General features: G+C 60.9%; 16 protein-coding genes and 1 riboswitch. Of the genes, 7 read left to right on the forward strand and 9 right to left on the reverse strand.

Features of this window, described 5'->3' with window-relative positions; translation table 11 throughout:
• Positions 1-80: 80 nt before the first annotated feature.
• Positions 81-545 carry a redox-sensitive transcriptional activator SoxR gene (gene soxR, locus HJB83_RS27820; protein ID WP_207582059.1) on the reverse strand — a complete coding sequence of 155 codons (465 nt, stop codon included), beginning with the start codon at positions 543-545 and terminating at the stop codon, positions 81-83.
• Positions 546-628: 83 nt separating this feature from the next.
• Between soxR and HJB83_RS27825 the strand changes: the two genes are divergently transcribed.
• The 7 genes from HJB83_RS27825 (at position 629) to HJB83_RS27855 (ending at position 7,174) form a co-directional block, all read left to right on the forward strand.
• On the forward strand, positions 629-1,204 hold the full coding sequence (locus tag HJB83_RS27825) for an NADPH-dependent FMN reductase (protein ID WP_207582060.1): 576 nt from the start codon (positions 629-631) through the stop codon (positions 1,202-1,204).
• Positions 1,205-1,366: 162 nt separating this feature from the next.
• Positions 1,367-1,480, forward strand: a riboswitch (TPP riboswitch).
• Positions 1,471-2,103, forward strand: a complete 633-nt coding sequence (locus HJB83_RS27830; RefSeq protein WP_207582061.1) for a YkoF family thiamine/hydroxymethylpyrimidine-binding protein — start codon at positions 1,471-1,473, stop codon at positions 2,101-2,103. It overlaps the preceding riboswitch by 10 nt.
• An 89-nt stretch (positions 2,104-2,192) precedes the next feature.
• The gene (locus tag HJB83_RS27835; protein WP_207582062.1) at positions 2,193-2,999 is read left to right on the forward strand and encodes an ABC transporter permease; all 807 of its coding nucleotides are present in this window, start codon (positions 2,193-2,195) and stop codon (positions 2,997-2,999) included.
• Complete coding sequence (locus tag HJB83_RS27840) at positions 2,996-3,802, forward strand: ABC transporter ATP-binding protein (RefSeq protein ID WP_207582063.1); 807 nt, start codon at positions 2,996-2,998, stop codon at positions 3,800-3,802. The genes HJB83_RS27835 and HJB83_RS27840 overlap by 4 nt, the downstream gene beginning before the upstream one ends.
• 74 nt (positions 3,803-3,876) lie before the next feature.
• Positions 3,877-4,887: an ABC transporter substrate-binding protein gene (locus tag HJB83_RS27845; RefSeq protein WP_207582064.1), complete on the forward strand. Its 1,011-nt coding sequence runs from the start codon at positions 3,877-3,879 to the stop codon at positions 4,885-4,887.
• 161 nt (positions 4,888-5,048) lie between these two features.
• Positions 5,049-6,269 (forward strand): acyltransferase, encoded by a 1,221-nt coding sequence (locus HJB83_RS27850; RefSeq protein ID WP_221131680.1) that lies wholly within the window; start codon positions 5,049-5,051, stop codon positions 6,267-6,269.
• A gap of 167 nt (positions 6,270-6,436) precedes the next feature.
• Positions 6,437-7,174 carry a sugar transferase gene (locus tag HJB83_RS27855; RefSeq protein ID WP_207582066.1) on the forward strand — a complete coding sequence of 246 codons (738 nt, stop codon included), beginning with the start codon at positions 6,437-6,439 and terminating at the stop codon, positions 7,172-7,174.
• A 115-nt stretch (positions 7,175-7,289) separates the two neighbouring features.
• On the opposite strand, the gene HJB83_RS27860 is transcribed toward HJB83_RS27855, so the two are convergent.
• The 8 genes from HJB83_RS27860 to HJB83_RS27895 all read right to left on the reverse strand — a co-directional run bounded on the left by HJB83_RS27860 (position 7,290) and on the right by HJB83_RS27895 (position 15,343).
• Positions 7,290-7,697, reverse strand: coding sequence for a F0F1 ATP synthase subunit epsilon (locus HJB83_RS27860; protein ID WP_207582067.1), 408 nt, complete (start codon positions 7,695-7,697; stop codon positions 7,290-7,292).
• Complete coding sequence (locus HJB83_RS27865) at positions 7,697-7,936, reverse strand: hypothetical protein (protein ID WP_207582068.1); 240 nt, start codon at positions 7,934-7,936, stop codon at positions 7,697-7,699. Before HJB83_RS27865 ends, HJB83_RS27860 begins: the two co-directional genes overlap by 1 nt.
• Positions 7,936-9,372, reverse strand: a complete 1,437-nt coding sequence (gene atpD, locus HJB83_RS27870; RefSeq protein ID WP_207582069.1) for a F0F1 ATP synthase subunit beta — start codon at positions 9,370-9,372, stop codon at positions 7,936-7,938. Before atpD ends, HJB83_RS27865 begins: the two co-directional genes overlap by 1 nt.
• A 23-nt stretch (positions 9,373-9,395) precedes the next feature.
• Positions 9,396-10,280 carry a F0F1 ATP synthase subunit gamma gene (locus HJB83_RS27875; protein ID WP_207582070.1) on the reverse strand — a complete coding sequence of 295 codons (885 nt, stop codon included), beginning with the start codon at positions 10,278-10,280 and terminating at the stop codon, positions 9,396-9,398.
• A 28-nt stretch (positions 10,281-10,308) separates the two neighbouring features.
• Positions 10,309-11,838 carry a F0F1 ATP synthase subunit alpha gene (gene atpA, locus HJB83_RS27880; protein WP_207582071.1) on the reverse strand — a complete coding sequence of 510 codons (1,530 nt, stop codon included), beginning with the start codon at positions 11,836-11,838 and terminating at the stop codon, positions 10,309-10,311.
• Positions 11,838-12,404 carry a F0F1 ATP synthase subunit delta gene (locus HJB83_RS27885; RefSeq protein ID WP_207584393.1) on the reverse strand — a complete coding sequence of 189 codons (567 nt, stop codon included), beginning with the start codon at positions 12,402-12,404 and terminating at the stop codon, positions 11,838-11,840. The genes atpA and HJB83_RS27885 overlap by 1 nt, the downstream gene beginning before the upstream one ends.
• Before the next feature lie 255 nt (positions 12,405-12,659).
• Positions 12,660-13,049, reverse strand: a complete 390-nt coding sequence (locus HJB83_RS27890) for a DUF4345 family protein (protein ID WP_207582072.1) — start codon at positions 13,047-13,049, stop codon at positions 12,660-12,662.
• A 77-nt stretch (positions 13,050-13,126) separates the two neighbouring features.
• A complete protein-coding gene (locus tag HJB83_RS27895; protein ID WP_221115506.1) occupies positions 13,127-15,343 on the reverse strand; it encodes a primosomal protein N' in 2,217 nt (738 codons plus the stop codon).
• Positions 15,344-15,430: the final 87 nt, after the last annotated feature.

Below are 15,430 nucleotides of genomic sequence, written 5' to 3' on the forward strand. Positions count from 1 at the left end.
GGTTGCGTCACTCGCCCTTAACATATGAGCGCACCGACCGAAAGAAAGGCGCGCACTGATCTTTCCGGGGAAAACCAGGACTAGTTTTCGGCCTCCAGAAGCCGCGCACCCGGCCCTTCCTTGCCAAGCCGGTCGCAGGGATTACGCAGCGGACAGCTTTCGATCGACAGGCAGCCGCAACCGATGCAGCCGGTCAATCGGTCGCGCAACAGGCTGAGCCGCCTGATTCGCGCGTCGAGATCATCCTTCCAGCGCGCCGACAGCGTCTGCCAGTCGGCAACGGTCGGCGTTCGTCCCTGCGGCAGGGACTCGAACGCTGACTGGATTTCCGAAAGCGGAATGCCGACACGCTGCGCCACCTTGATGATGCCGAGACGGCGAAGCACATCGCGCCCATAGCGCCGCTGGTTGCCGCGGGAGCGGATGCTCGAGATCAACCCTTTGGTCTCGTAAAAATGCAGCGCCGAGACGGCGAGGCCGCTGCGCTCCGCCACTTCACCGACTGTCAGGAGCCTGCCGAGCGGCGTCGCAGGAATCGTATCCATCGCCTATTGACCTCAATATTAGTTGAGGTTTTATACCTGTTGCTCCTGCAATCGTAAAGTCCAATCGCAACAAGGAGCGACACATGAAAACACCCACCAGGCTGGCGGTCATCTACGGGAGCACGAGGGAAGGCCGCATCTGCGACCGGGTGGTCAAGTGGCTGACGGAGGAGCTCATCCGCTTCCCGCAATTCGATATCGACATCATCGACCCGCTGGATTTTGCGCTGCCGACCACCCGCGAATTGGCACATCCCGAAATCGCCAGGCTCGCCGAGCGGCTCGGCATGGCGGACGCGTTCATCATCGTCACGCCGGAATACAATCACAGCTTCACCGCCTCGCTGAAATTCGTCATCGATTTCTTCTTCGAGCCTTGGCAGGGCAAGCCGGTCGCCTTCGTTTCCTATGGCGGTATTTCCGGCGGCCTGCGCGCGGTAGAGCAGCTGCGCCTCGTCTTTGCCGAACTCCACGCCGTCACGATCCGCGATTCGGTCAGCTTCGCTGCGCCATGGAACCGCTTCGACGCGGAAGGCAGGCTCGACACTCCCGACGACGCGCTGCGCTTGCTCGGCCGAATGATGGCAAGGCTGGAATGGTGGACACGGGCGCTCGCCACCGCCCGTATCGATCGTCCCTATGCCGATATCGCCGCCTGAGACAGAAAGCTCCGGTTCCGTTCCCAGCAGGTACGGAACCTCTGGGAACACCCGGGCAGGACCTCGGTCCGGGTGTTGTCCGTCATATCAGGTTCATTACGACCACGCGGACGGGTCTGCAATTTTGCGGTTGCGGGAAGAAAACCGCGATGATAGTTTCCGCCGAAATAACAGGGGAGCTCCGTATCGCCGGGGCTGAGATGCGAGGCGCAAGCCTCTGGACCCTTCAAAGCTGATCTGGGTAATGCCAGCGGAGCGAGGTTCAGATGTTCTCAGGCGCACAAGTGTCACTCTATCCGATGTCCGGCAATTTCGTCGGCATCATTCTCGATGCCGTCAAGGCGTTCGACCCCTATCGCGACCGGCTTCGCATCGAGACCGATGATATCTCCACCCTGCTGGTCGGCCCGCCTGATGTCCTCTTCGCGGCCATGCGCGATCTTTTCGTCGTCGCCGCCAATACCGGCGAGCATTGCGTGCTGTCCGCCGCGGTCTCACGCGGCTGCCCAGGTGAGCCCGACGACGCCATCTGCGGCGTCAAGCCCTCTGCCGGCCGGGCGGAGCCGCTTGCCGACCGGATTACATCAGCCCTTGCCGCCGTTGAAACCACCACGGAGACCGGACAGCCGGCAGCCGCGCAATTCTCGCTCTACGTCATGGGAACCGGCAGCCATATGGACGAGATCTATGGCTGCATCGATTTCTTGAAGCGCTCCGGCACCTTCGACCACGCCAAGAATTTCTGTACCCGGCTGGGGGGAGATGCCGGCGCCGTCTTCGCGACCATTCATGAGGCCTTCTATCGCTTCGGCGACCCGGTGGGACACGTGACGCTCGACATCACGGTCTCCGCCAATACAGCGCCGCGCGTCTTAGCAGACGCGCAAGGGACGCCGTAACACTTTAAATTGCTGCATAATTTTCCCTTAAATCGATTCCGATTTAAGGAATTATGCAGTGCCCGACGAAAGCCTGAAATCGAACGCTGATGACATCGCCACAACCATCGGATTCGCGCCTTGCCGCGCTCCGCGCCGCTCTCTACCGGGGCATACCGGCCTTTCTCGCGGGCTGCGCGTTTTTGGCGGCATGGGAACTCTATGTCGATCTTTCCGGCATCAAACCTTCCATCCTGCCGGCGCCTTCGCGCATTGTCATCCAGGGCTGGCTGAACCGTGAGGCGCTGATATCAAACACCTGGCCGACGCTGGGTGCGACACTCGGCGGTTTCGCGCTGTCGCTTGCCTTCGCCTTCGCCGCTTCGATCCTGATGGATTTCGTGTCTTTCATGCGCCGGGCATTGCTACCGATTTTCATCGCCAGCCAGACGCTGCCGCTGGTGGCGATCGCGCCCCTTGTCGTCCTCTGGTTCGGTTTCGGCCTGTTGCCGAAGATCCTGCTGGTGGCGCTCGTCACCTTCTTTCCGCTGTTGGTCGCCCTGCTGCAGGGCTATCAATCGACCGACCGCGACATCGCCGAATTGCTGAACTCGATGAAGGCGAGCCGCTGGCGGATTTTCCGCCTGGCGCGGCTTCCCTCCGCGCTGCCCTATTTCTTCGCCGGCCTCAGGATCTCGATCACCTATGCCGTCGTCGGCGCGATCTTTGCCGAATATGCCGGCGCCGCCCGCGGCCTCGGCATCTATATCCTCAACGCCAAGAACAATTTCCGCCCCGATCTCGTGCTTGCCGCCGTCGTTATCAGCGCCGCGCTCACACTCTGCCTCTTCGGGCTGACGCTATTGATCCAGCGCCTCGTCATGCCCTGGCAACGATCCCAGGAGTCGCGGCGATGAGCGATACGATGGTCGAACTGCGCAACATCTCGAAGTCCTTCGACGGCATGAAGGTGCTGGGCGATATTTCGCTCACTGTGGCAAACGGCGAGTTCGTTTCGATCGTCGGCCCGTCCGGCTCAGGAAAGTCGACGGTGCTCCGATTGCTGACACAGGCGCTTCGCCCCGATTCCGGCACCGTGCTTTTCAAGGACGCGCCGCTGGAACGGGCGCCGCATTCATTCGCCTTCATGCCGCAGCGCGATGCGCTGATGCCCTGGCGCCGGATCATCGACAATGCGGCACTTGGCCTCGAAGTGCGTGGCATGAGCCGCCGCGCTGCCCGCGCCACTGTGGCGCCACTGTTTGAGCGCTTCGGCCTTGCCGGTTTTGAACACCATTATCCATCCGAACTATCAGGCGGCATGCGCCAGCGCGCCGCCCTGCTGCGCACTGTCGTCCAGACCCAGGACATGCTGCTGCTCGACGAGCCGTTCGGCGCGCTCGACGCGCTGACGCGCACACAGATCCAGGAATGGCTGCAGAGCATGTGGACCGAACACCGCTGGACGGCGCTGCTGATCACCCACGACGTCCGCGAGGCCGTGTTCCTCTCCGACCGGATCTACGTGCTTTCGGCCCGCCCGGCGCGTATCATCCGCGAATTCCACGTTCCCCTGCCCCGTCCGAGAAGCCTTGCCGATCTCGGCTCGCCGGCGGCCCAGGCGATCGAAACCGAAATCCTGCAAACACTGCTTCATCCGCTCGAACAGGATGATTTTAGGCCGGTCGGCTTAAAATCTGAATCCTGTTCTACATTATAGAGTTAGAGCATGATGTCGTGAGAAAACCGCTCACACTTTTCGGCATCATGCTCTAGAGACCTGAGGAGGTCACCATGCTGCTTCTCACCCGTCGCCAGACGATCTTAGCCGCCATCGCCGCAAGCCTTGCCGGCCGCCCGGCCTTCGGCCAGTCAGCGCCCGCAAAGGTGCGCATGGCGCTCGATTGGACACCCAACACCAACCATATCGGCATCTATGTCGCCAAGGCGAGGGGCTTCTATACCGCCGCCGGCCTCGACGTCGAGATCCTTCCCTATGCCGACACCAGCGCCGGAACGCTGGTGTCGAACGGCGTCGCCGATTTCGGCATCAGCAGCGAGATCGAGGCCCTCATGCAGCGCGCCGCCGGCGGCGACGTGAAGATGGTCTACGGCGTCGTCCAGACCGAAACAGCGCGCCTTATCTACAAGGGCGGACGCGACGACATCAAAAGCCCTAGAGATCTCGACGGCAAGACCTATGGCGGCTTCGGCGGAACCTGGGAGAGCGCTTTGATCTCCGCGATGATCCGCAACGATGGCGGCAAAGGCGAGGTCAAGACCGTCACGCTCGGCACTTCCGCCTACGAGGCGCTGGACAATGGCTCGATCGATTTCACACTGGAGATCTACACCTGGGAAGGCATCGCCGCCGAGCTGGAAAAACGCAAGATCGGCCGCTTCCACTATGCCGACTATGGCGTTCCCGACGAACAGACGACGGTCATCGTCTCCAGCGACGCCTATCTCTCGGCAAATCAGGAAAATGCCCGCGCTTTCATTCAGGCAACGCGAAAGGGTTATGCCTATTCCGTCGATCATCCCGACGAAGCCTGCGAGCTGCTGATATCAGGAAGCAACGGCGCGCTGATGAACACGGAACTGGTGAAAGCTTCGCAGAAGGCATTGATCGACGGACACTTCCTGAAGTCCGAGGCCGGCGTAATCGGCACCCTCGACCCGGCCAAGGCCGATGCCATCGGCGGCTTCCTGGTCGCGAACGGCATCCTGGTCGACGCGAATGGCGCCGTACTCAAGGAGAAGCCGGACTTCTCCGCCTATTATACCAACGAACTGCTGGCCTGAGCCATTCCCGCCTTGCCCATCGCGGTTTTCCGCGGAAAAGCCCTTGGGCACTGCATAATTTCTTAAATCGGAATCGATATAAGAAAAAATTATGCAGTTATTCAAAGTGTTACAGTGCCACGCGTCTGAAAGGCGCGCGGCGCTGTAAGGCGAGGGACAAGATGCGCCAACAGGAGAGACTGGCCGGAGCGGACTTTCTGCGCGCGGCAGCCTGTCTGCTGGTGTTCGCCCACCATCTCGCGCTCCGGCTGGATATGCGCAGAATTCCCGACGAACTGGGACCCACCGCAAACATCCTCCGCTTCGGCAATTTCGGCGTTGCCATCTTCTTCGTGCTTAGCGGCTTTCTTCTTGCCCATCCCTTCTGGCGCGCGATCGACGACGGCAGCACCATGCCCAGCCTCCGCCATTACACAATCCGCAGGGCGGCACGCATCGCTCCGGGCTTCTGGGTGGCCGCAACCGTCAGCTTCACCCTCAGCCTGACGCTGCTTGCTCTGCCGCTGACGGCGGAGCTCGCCTTCCGCTATGTCTCCGGGCTACTGTTCATGAGCCAGTGGCATTGGCGCACATTCTTTCCCGTCGAAGCCGACGGGCCGCTCTGGTCCATTCCCTTCGAGGTCACCAGCTATGTGCTCCTGCCTCTCTGCTTTTTCCTGCTATTTCGTTTGCCCATCCTGAGGCAGCGTCCGTTGCTTGCCCGCTTTGCCTGGCTCTGCGTCATCACAGCTGTACTCTTGGCCCATGTGCTGATCCTCACCGTCTTTCCGCTCGACGATATCGGACGCGGCTGGCAATACGGCTTCCAAGGCGGGGCAAAGGAGTGGATGCCGCGATATAATCCGATCGGCTTCTTCGCCATCTTCGCATTGGGCGCGCTTGCCGCCGGCGTCGAAGTCATGCTCCCAAGAAGGCCCTCCGCCTGGTTCGATGCCGCAGCGCTGCTGGCCCTCGCTGTTGCCGGTTACCGTCTCGTCATATCGCCCGGCGGCTCCGCCGAAGCTTACGGCTGGCTCGAAATCCCCTATGGCTTCCCGGTCTTTCCGCTGGCGATCGCAACGGCGCTCGTTTCGCTCTGCCATTCGCAACGCCTCGGCAGGCTGCTCGACAACGCGCCTGTCCGCTACATCGCGAAAATCTCATTCGGCATCTATATCTGGCAGGAAATCATCCTGATATCGATCCAAAGGCTCGACCCGGGCTCATTCGGCGTTTCCTCGGAAATTGTCGTCACCGGCTGGCTGCAGTCTTGTGGATTGGCAGCCGCGCTCGTCCTTCTGGTCGCAAGTCTCAGCTATCATATGCTGGAAAAGCCTGCGATCGATGCCGGCAATCGCCTGACATCCCGCCAATCCAATCGGGCTACTCCTTTTAAAGTATAATTCTCCAGCAAGCTCAACTACTGGCATTATCTTTGAAAGGAAATACTCCCATTTTTGGTCTCATTCGGGTTAGCAATTTCTTATTTAGACCGATGACAAACGATACGAGAGCATGTATTTGTCTCTCTTCAGTTCAGTATCGCATCTAAACTTGTGGACCTTGCGTTATGAATGCTTTTACTTCGAAGACGAATTCACGCTTCGATCCGTCTCAGCGTCAGGACAAAACCAAGACCCTGGTTATCGCCAACTCCAACATTCGCCAGCCGGATAGCTTTTCCCTTGTCGAAAGAAAGATGATCGTGCGGCTGGGCACGAAGCGGATGTTCGATATCGTCGCCTCGGTCAGCGCCCTCATCGTGCTGGCGCCGTTTTTTCTGGCAATCGCTGTCTTCATCAAACTCGACGATGGCGGTCCGGTATTTTTCCGCCAGATCCGCTGGGGGCTCCACGGCCGGAAGATCACGGTGTTCAAGTTCCGCTCGATGCGCGCCGACGCTTGTGATCCGAGCGGCATTCAGCAGACCGTCAAGGGCGACAGCCGGATGACAGCTATCGGCGCGGTGCTTCGCAGGACCAACATCGACGAGCTGCCGCAGCTTTTCAACGTCCTGTTGGGCGAGATGTCGCTGGTCGGTCCGCGCTGCCATGCTGTCAATATGCGCGCAGCCGGTAGGCTCTACGAGGAGCTGGTGCCGGACTACCACCAACGCCACATCATGCGCCCGGGCATCACCGGCCTGGCGCAGACACGCGGCTGGCGCGGCCCGACGGCACGGCCATTGCAAGCGCGCGCCCGCATCGCCTGCGATATCTACTATGTCAGGCATTTCAGCCTGCTGCTCGACTTGAAGATTCTCTTGAAGACGCTCGTCATCGAGCTGCGTGGCGGCACCGGCTACTGAGACGGCTACGTCTTCCTTTGAAGCCGCCGATGGACATTGCCTGACCATTCCGAGGTATGAACCAACAAAAAAGGCGGCTGTTGTAGCCGCCTTTGATCGTTGCAGTCGATTGCGATCAATCCTGCTGGACGACGCCGCTCAGATGCGTCAGCTCCATGATGAAATGCTCGAGCTTCGACTTGTGCTCATGCAGCTCGGTATTCTCGAGTTCCGCGCGGGCGGCCTCGATGCGACGGGTCAACTCGTCCTTGTGAAGTTCCTCGACCGGAACAGCGGATTCGGCAAGCAATGTGCAGCCGGTCGGCAGGATATCGGCAAAACCGCCGAATACGACGTAATCCTGCTTCTTGCCGGAAGCCGAACGGACGCTTACTACACCAGGCTTGACCGTCGTCATTGTCGGCGCGTGGTGCGCCATGACAGTCATCTCGCCCTCGGTTGCGGGAATGACGACCTCAGTCACCATCTCCGACAGCAGCAGACGCTCCGGCGAAACGAGCTCAAAGTTGAAATTGTCAGCCATCAGTGACTTACCTTCTCGGCTATGGCTTTCGCATCTTGCAATTGGGTCCCGCAAAACGGGCAGTGCATTATCGCTTGGTCGAGATAACCGAGGCCTTCTTCGCTCTGGACAAGGCCCACCACCATCATCAGCACACCATTATCGGCGCGATAGACGGTCGGCGCTGCCGGCTCCGGAAGATCCGCCACGACCCCTTTCAGGGAGTCGCAGCAGAATATCTCGTCTAGCGCGTCGCTCATCAAACAGCTGCGAGCTTCTTGGCCTTTTCGATCGCTTCTTCCATCGAGCCGACCATGTAGAAGGCAGCTTCCGGCAGGTGATCGTATTCACCGTTGACCAGGCCCTTGAAGCCCTTGATCGTGTCTTCAAGAGCAACCAGCTTGCCCGGCGAGCCGGTGAAGACTTCGGCGACGAAGAACGGCTGCGACAGGAAACGCTCGATCTTGCGGGCGCGAGCAACAGCGATCTTGTCCTCTTCGGACAGTTCATCCATGCCAAGGATGGCGATGATGTCCTGCAGCGCCTTGTAACGCTGCAGCGTCGACTGAACCTTACGGGCGACGTCGTAATGCTCTTCGCCGACGACCAGCGGATCGAGCATGCGCGAGGTCGAGTCGAGCGGATCGACGGCCGGGTAGATGCCCTTTTCGGCGATCGAGCGCGACAGAACCGTCGTTGCGTCAAGGTGCGCGAACGAGGTTGCCGGCGCCGGGTCGGTCAAGTCGTCGGCCGGAACGTAGATGGCCTGGACCGAAGTGATCGAGCCGGTTGTCGTCGTAGTGATGCGCTCCTGCATCTGGCCCATGTCGGTGGCAAGCGTCGGCTGATAACCGACGGCCGACGGGATGCGGCCGAGCAGAGCCGACACTTCGGAACCTGCCTGGGTGAAGCGGAAGATGTTGTCGACGAAAAACAGAACGTCCTGGCCCTGGTCGCGGAAGTGCTCGGCGACCGTCAGGCCGGTCAGAGCGACGCGGGCGCGAGCGCCCGGCGGTTCGTTCATCTGGCCGTAAACCAGCGCGGCCTTCGAGCCTTCGCCGCCGCCATGCTTGTTGACGTTCGATTCGATCATTTCATGGTAAAGGTCGTTGCCTTCGCGGGTGCGTTCACCGACGCCCGCAAAAACTGAATAACCACCATGCGCCTTGGCGACGTTGTTGATCAGTTCCATGATCAACACGGTCTTGCCGACGCCGGCGCCGCCGAAGAGGCCGATCTTGCCGCCGCGTGCATAGGGGGCGAGAAGGTCGACGACCTTGATGCCGGTGACGAGGATCTGCGCTTCCGTCGACTGCTCGACATAGGACGGTGCATCCTGGTGGATGGCGCGCTTGTGCGCGGTGACCAGCGGACCAGCCTCGTCGACCGGTTCACCGATGACGTTCATGATACGACCGAGCGTCTCGTTGCCGACCGGAACCATGATCGGAGCACCAGTATCGCTGACTACCTGGCCGCGGACGAGACCTTCGCTTGAGTCCATCGCGATGGTACGGACTTCGTTTTCGCCAAGGTGCTGTGCAACTTCGAGAACCAGACGGACGCCGTTGTTGCTGGTTTCCAGCGCGTTCAGGATCTTCGGCAGTTCGCCTTCGAAAGCAACGTCGACGACGGCGCCGATAACCTGTGTGACTCTGCCGACAGAGCCGATCTTGGGGGTAGCTGCCTCAGCCATTTTCTGACCCTCTTTTCCTAGCCTCAGAGCGCTTCCGCGCCCGAAATGATTTCAATGAGTTCCTTGGTGATCTGCGCCTGACGCTGGCGGTTGTAGCTCAGCGTCAGTTTGTTGATCATCTCACCGGCATTACGCGTCGCATTGTCCATAGCGCTCATCTTCGCACCCATCTCGCCTGCGACATTCTCAAGGAGCGCGCGGAAGATCTGAACGGAGATGTTGCGCGGGATCAGATCTTCGAGGATCGATGCCGGATCCGGCTCATATTCGTAGACGGCGCCGGCATGCTCGGCATCTTCGTTCTGCGCCGCACCCGTCGAAGCCGGAATGAGCTGCTGCGCCGTCGGGATCTGACTGATCACCGACTTGAACTCGGAATAGAACAGCGTGCAAACGTCGAATTCGCCAGCTTCGTACATCTCGATGATGCGCTTGCCGAGCTGATCCGCATTCTCGAACCCAATGCGCTTGACGTCGCGCAATTCCTTGCGCTCGATGATCAACGAAGCATATTCGCGGCGAAGGATGTCGTAACCCTTCTTGCCGACGGTGAAGATCTTGACCGTCTTGCCCTCGGCAAGCAGCCTGCGCACATGATCGCGGGCAAAGCGCGCGATCTGCGAATTGAAGCCGCCGCACAGACCGCGTTCGGCCGTGCAGACCACCAGCAGATGAACCTGGTCCTTGCCGGTGCCGGTCATCAGCGTCGGTGCGCCGTCCGCATCGGTGACGGCCTTGGCGATGTTCGCCAGAACCGCACCCATGCGCTGCGAATAGGGCCGGGCGGCCTCGGCCGCCTCCTGCGCACGCCGAAGCTTCGCCGCGGCGACCATTTTCATCGCCTTGGTGATCTTCTGCGTCGCCTTGACGGAGGCGATCCGGTTTTTCAGATCCTTAAGTGAAGGCATCCGTGATCCGTCCTAACTTAGGGCCTGATTACGCGAAAGACTTTGCGAAGCTATCGAGAGCAGCGGTGAGCTTGCCCCTGGTATCGTCGCTGATTGCCTTTTCAGTGCGGATCGCGTCGAGGATGGCGGAGCCTTCCGAACGCAGATAAGAGAGGAAGCCCTGCTCGAATTTGCCGACCGAAGCGACTGGCAGCTTGTCGAGAAAGCCGTTGACGCCGGCAAAAATCACCGCGACCTGTTCTTCCGTCTTCAGCGGCGAGAACTGCGGCTGCTTCAGGAGTTCGGTCAGGCGCGCACCGCGGTTCAACAGGCGCTGCGTCGCAGCGTCGAGGTCCGAACCGAACTGGGCAAAGGCGGCCATTTCGCGATACTGGGCGAGTTCACCCTTGATCGAACCCGCAACCTGCTTCATCGCCTTGATCTGTGCGGCGGAACCAACGCGGGAAACCGACAGACCGACGTTCACCGCCGGGCGGATACCCTGGTAGAACAGGTCGGTTTCAAGGAAGATCTGGCCGTCGGTGATCGAGATCACGTTGGTCGGAATGAAGGCCGACACGTCGTTGCCCTGCGTTTCGATGACCGGAAGAGCGGTCAGCGAACCGGCGCCCTGGTCGTCGTTCATCTTCGCAGCGCGCTCGAGCAGGCGTGAGTGCAGGTAGAAAACGTCGCCCGGATAGGCTTCGCGGCCCGGCGGGCGGCGCAGCAGCAGCGACATCTGGCGGTAGGAAACGGCCTGCTTGGACAGGTCGTCGTAACCGATCAGCGCATGCATGCCGTTGTCGCGGAAATATTCGCCCATGGCGCAGCCGGCAAACGGAGCCAGATACTGCATCGGAGCCGGATCGGAAGCAGTCGCCGCGACGATGATCGAATACTTCAGCGCGCCGCGCTCTTCGAGCACCTTGACGAACTGAGCGACGGTCGAGCGCTTCTGGCCGATGGCGACGTAGACGCAGTAAAGCTTTTCGCCTTCCGGACCGTTGTCGTGAATGGCCTTCTGGTTGAGGAAGGCGTCGAGAAGGATCGCGGTCTTGCCGGTCTGACGGTCGCCGATAACCAGCTCGCGCTGGCCGCGGCCGACCGGGATCAGCGCGTCGATAGCCTTGAGGCCGGTCGACATCGGCTCATGAACCGACTTGCGCGGAATGATGCCGGGTGCCTTGATGTCGACACGCGAACGGCGCGTCGCATTGATCGGGCCTTTGCCGTCGATCGGGTTGCCAAGCGCGTCGACGACGCGGCCGAGCAGTTCCGGACCGACGGGAACGTCGACGATGGCGCCAGTCCGCTTGACGGTGTCGCCTTCTTTGATGTCACGGTCGGAGCCGAAGATGACGACGCCGACATTGTCGGATTCGAGGTTCAGCGCCATGCCGCGGATGCCGCCGGGGAACTCGACCATTTCACCGGCCTGGACATTGTCCAGACCGTAGACGCGGGCGATACCGTCACCGACGGAGAGAACCTGGCCGACTTCCGAGACTTCTGCCTCTTTGCCGAAATTTTTGATCTGGTCTTTGAGAATTGCGGAAATTTCCGCGGCGCGGATATCCATCAGCCAACCTCTTTCAATGCGAGCTTAAGAGTGGAGAGTTTGGTACGAAGAGACGTATCAATCTGGCGGGACCCGACCTTGACGATCAGACCACCAAGAATTGACGGATCAACCGTGACGGCAATCGTCACGTCTTTGCCGGTAACGCTCTTGAGTGCCACCTTCAATTCGGTTTCCTGCGCTTGCGAAAGCGCGTGTGCCGAGGTGACCTCGGCGGAGATTTCACCGCGATGGTTCGCGGCGATGATACGGAAGGCCTTGATCATGCCCGGCAGGGCAAACAGGCGGCGGTTGCGCGCCACGACCTTCAGGAAATTGGCGAAGAAGCCGCCGATTCCGGCCTTCTCGCTGATGGCGGTGATCGCCTTCAGCTGGTCCTCGGCAGAGAAAACCGGGCTTGCGACGAAACGCTTTAGGTCGGCGCTCTCATCCAGCATCGCCTGGAAACGGTCAAGATCGGCGGTGACGCTGTCGACAGCGCCCTGCTCGAGCGCCAGATCGAAAAGCGACGACGCATAGCGCTCGGCAACACCAGATGTAAGCTGGGACGTGTCTGCCACTGGCACAAATTTCCCTGATTTCAACCCAAAATCCGGCTCTCGGCGGGCGCCGAACCTATGATCTTGAATTCGTTTTGATTTCCCCCAGAAATCACAAGAGAAGCCTCTTGCTTCTTCCGAAATTCGGGGTCCGTCTAACATAGGATGTTCGGACTCGCAACACGCGTAACGCCCGAATACGCCTTTCACATGAATTTCTGTTGGCAAAATTGCGCAATGGCCTGAAAGCCGGCCGGGGAAGCCGCCGGCCGGCCGATAGATTCACGTCTGGGTGAAGCCGAAAACATAGAGCAGTGGCAGCGCCGCCAAAGCAATTTGCACAACCAGGAGTAAATAGTTGACGAGATTACTCCCCTTATCGGACAGGATCGATATGATCCGGGCAAAGGCCGCCATCGCAAAGGAGGCGCCGAGCGCCATGTAGATCCAGTTTTGGGCGAGCATGATCGCCGACAGGCCGAAGCCGAGATAAAAACCGCCCATCGAGCGTCCCTCGCCATATCCTTCCGGCCGCCCGTCCTGCGCCTGCAGGCCGAGAAGACGGAAAGTAGGGCCTGGCGCAAACATCATGATGAAGCCGGCGAGCGCCGTGAAAGCGGCTGAGCAGAACGCTAGCTGCTCGCCGAGTTCGGTCGGAAAATAGAATTCCATGCATCGCCCCAAATCACCCGGAAGAATTAGTGTTTTATGACATGGGCCGGAAAAGGAGGAAATGGCGGCGTTATGATTTATAGGAAACTTTGCGGATCAATATCGAGCTGCACCTGTACCGACCCGCGCTCCTTGGGCGATTGCGACAGCATCGCCCGCAAAAACCCCTGCATGTCCGAGTTGCGCCGGCCGTGCACCAGGAGGCGGAAGCGATGGCGGCCGCGCACCAGCGCCAGCGGCGCTTCGGCCGGGCCAAGCACCGAAATGCCTGAAACCTGCGGCGCCGCATTGCGCATGCCGCGCGCATGGTTTTCGGCATCATGGCGGGTCTCGGCCGAAACGATGATCGAGGCGAGCCTGCCGAAGGGCGGCAATATAGCGCGTTCGCGTTCGGTGATCTCGCGCTCATAGAAGGCGTCGGAATCGCCTGAGACAATCGCCTGCATGACAGGGTGCTGCGGCTGATAGGTCTGCAGCAGCCCATGGCTCTTGAGACCGGTGCGCCCGGCCCGGCCCGTCACCTGCGACAGAAGCTGAAAGGTGCGCTCGGCGGCGCGCGGGTCGCCATTGGCCAGGCCGAGATCGGCATCGATGATGCCGACCAGCGTCATCAGCGGAAAATTATGCCCCTTGGCGACGAGCTGGGTGCCGATGACGATATCGGCCTCCCCCTTGGCGATCGCCTCCAGCTCCAGCCGCAGCCGCTTGACCCCGCCCACGATATCCGAGGAGAGGACGATCGTTCGCGCCTCCGGGAAATGCCGTTCCACCTCCTCGGCAATGCGCTCGACGCCTGGCCCGCAGGCAACAAGATGGTCGAGCGTGCCGCATTCCGGGCACGCCTCCGGCGTGCGCTCGGCATGGCCGCATTGATGGCATTGCAGCTGCTTTCGGAAGCGATGCTCGACCAGCCAGCTCGAACATTGCGGGCATTGGAAGCGATGGCCGCAGACCCGGCAGAGCGTCAGCGGCGCATAACCGCGCCGGTTGAGAAAGAGCAGCGCCTGTTGGCGTTTCTCCACCGTCTTGCCGATCGCCCGGATCAGCACCGGCGACAGGAAGCCGCCGCGTTCCGGCGCGTGCCGGCGCATGTCGACCAGATGCAGGTCCGGCAGCGCCGCATCGCCGAAACGCGTCGGCAGGTGGACGGTGCTGTAGCGCCCGCTCTGCCCATTGACCTGGCTTTCGACCGACGGCGTCGCCGACACCAGAATGACGGGAAAATCGCCGATCCGGCCGCGCACCACAGCCATATCGCGGGCATTGTAGAAGACGCGGTCCTCCTGCTTGTAGGCAGGATCGTGCTCCTCGTCGACGATGATCAGACCGAGATCCTCGAACGGCAGGAACAGCGCCGAGCGGGCGCCGGCGACGACGCGCACCTCGCCGGTCACCGCCTGGCGCCAGACCTTTTCGCGCATGCGCGGCGCAAGATCGGAATGCCATTCGGCTGGTTTCGCCCCGAAGCGATCCTGGAAACGCTCCATGAAACTTGCCGTCAGCGCGATCTCCGGCAGCAGAATCAGCACCTGCTTGCCGCGTTTCAGCGTTTCGGCAATCGCCTCGAAATAGACCTCGGTCTTGCCGGAGCCGGTCACCCCGTCGATCAGCGACACCGAGAATTCGCCCTTGCGGACGTCGGAAACGATCTCCTCGGCTGCCGCCTTCTGCGGCCCTTCGAGGCGTGCGGCGGCAAAATCCGGATCCGGCATCGCCACCACCGGCGGCGGCGGCAAAAATATCGTATCGAATATGCCAAGCGTGATCAGCCCGTCGACGACGCTGGTCGACACACCCGCCGCATGCGCAAGGCCGCTGCGGGTCCAGGACAAGCCGTCGGAGGCCGTGTCGAGCACCCGGGCGCGCGCCGGCGTCATCCGCTCCGGTTCGCCGCCGACGAGATTCAACCCCTCCACCATCGGCTCCGGCTCGAAGGCATTTGGCGCCCTGAGCGCCATGCGGGCGACGAGGCCGGGCGGCGAGAGCGTATAGGTCGCGACCCAATCGATGAATTCCCGCATCTCCCGAGAAAGCGGCGGGCAGTCGAAGACATGGCTGATCGGCCGGAGCTTCTTCGGATCGACCCCATCCTCGCCGCCGTCCCAGACGACGCCGATGACCTGCCGCGACCCGAGCGGCACCTGCACGACCGAGCCGGGCTCGACCGCCATGCCATCAGGCACCGAATAAGAATAGGGTTTTGGCGCCGGCATCGGCACCAGCACGGGAACCGTTCGGTTCGCGGGCGGTGCCCCGAAAAGCGCGCCAAAGAGATCGGACGAATCTGTGCTCATCGGGCGAGACCATGCCCGCAAATCGATGCAATTGGAACCGCAAAGACGGGACGCACATCGGGCGCAGAATCCGGCGCAGGAAGATTC

It is taken from the genome of Rhizobium sp. NZLR11 (assembly GCF_019685115.1).
Taxonomy (GTDB): domain Bacteria; phylum Pseudomonadota; class Alphaproteobacteria; order Rhizobiales; family Rhizobiaceae; genus Rhizobium.

What these genes read in the sequence shown, in the direction of transcription:
- soxR (WP_207582059.1), bottom strand. Translation starts at nt 545, where the DNA reads ATGGATACGATTCCTGCGACGCCGCTCGGCAGGCTCCTGACAGTCGGT.
- HJB83_RS27825 (WP_207582060.1), top strand. Translation starts at nt 629, where the DNA reads ATGAAAACACCCACCAGGCTGGCGGTCATCTACGGGAGCACGAGGGAA.
- HJB83_RS27830 (WP_207582061.1), top strand. Translation starts at nt 1,471, where the DNA reads ATGTTCTCAGGCGCACAAGTGTCACTCTATCCGATGTCCGGCAATTTC.
- HJB83_RS27835 (WP_207582062.1), top strand. Translation starts at nt 2,193, where the DNA reads ATGACATCGCCACAACCATCGGATTCGCGCCTTGCCGCGCTCCGCGCC.
- HJB83_RS27840 (WP_207582063.1), top strand. Translation starts at nt 2,996, where the DNA reads ATGAGCGATACGATGGTCGAACTGCGCAACATCTCGAAGTCCTTCGAC.
- HJB83_RS27845 (WP_207582064.1), top strand. Translation starts at nt 3,877, where the DNA reads ATGCTGCTTCTCACCCGTCGCCAGACGATCTTAGCCGCCATCGCCGCA.
- HJB83_RS27850 (WP_221131680.1), top strand. Translation starts at nt 5,049, where the DNA reads ATGCGCCAACAGGAGAGACTGGCCGGAGCGGACTTTCTGCGCGCGGCA.
- HJB83_RS27855 (WP_207582066.1), top strand. Translation starts at nt 6,437, where the DNA reads ATGAATGCTTTTACTTCGAAGACGAATTCACGCTTCGATCCGTCTCAG.
- HJB83_RS27860 (WP_207582067.1), bottom strand. Translation starts at nt 7,697, where the DNA reads ATGGCTGACAATTTCAACTTTGAGCTCGTTTCGCCGGAGCGTCTGCTG.
- HJB83_RS27865 (WP_207582068.1), bottom strand. Translation starts at nt 7,936, where the DNA reads ATGAGCGACGCGCTAGACGAGATATTCTGCTGCGACTCCCTGAAAGGG.
- atpD (WP_207582069.1), bottom strand. Translation starts at nt 9,372, where the DNA reads ATGGCTGAGGCAGCTACCCCCAAGATCGGCTCTGTCGGCAGAGTCACA.
- HJB83_RS27875 (WP_207582070.1), bottom strand. Translation starts at nt 10,280, where the DNA reads ATGCCTTCACTTAAGGATCTGAAAAACCGGATCGCCTCCGTCAAGGCG.
- atpA (WP_207582071.1), bottom strand. Translation starts at nt 11,838, where the DNA reads ATGGATATCCGCGCCGCGGAAATTTCCGCAATTCTCAAAGACCAGATC.
- HJB83_RS27890 (WP_207582072.1), bottom strand. Translation starts at nt 13,049, where the DNA reads ATGGAATTCTATTTTCCGACCGAACTCGGCGAGCAGCTAGCGTTCTGC.
- HJB83_RS27895 (WP_221115506.1), bottom strand. Translation starts at nt 15,343, where the DNA reads ATGAGCACAGATTCGTCCGATCTCTTTGGCGCGCTTTTCGGGGCACCG.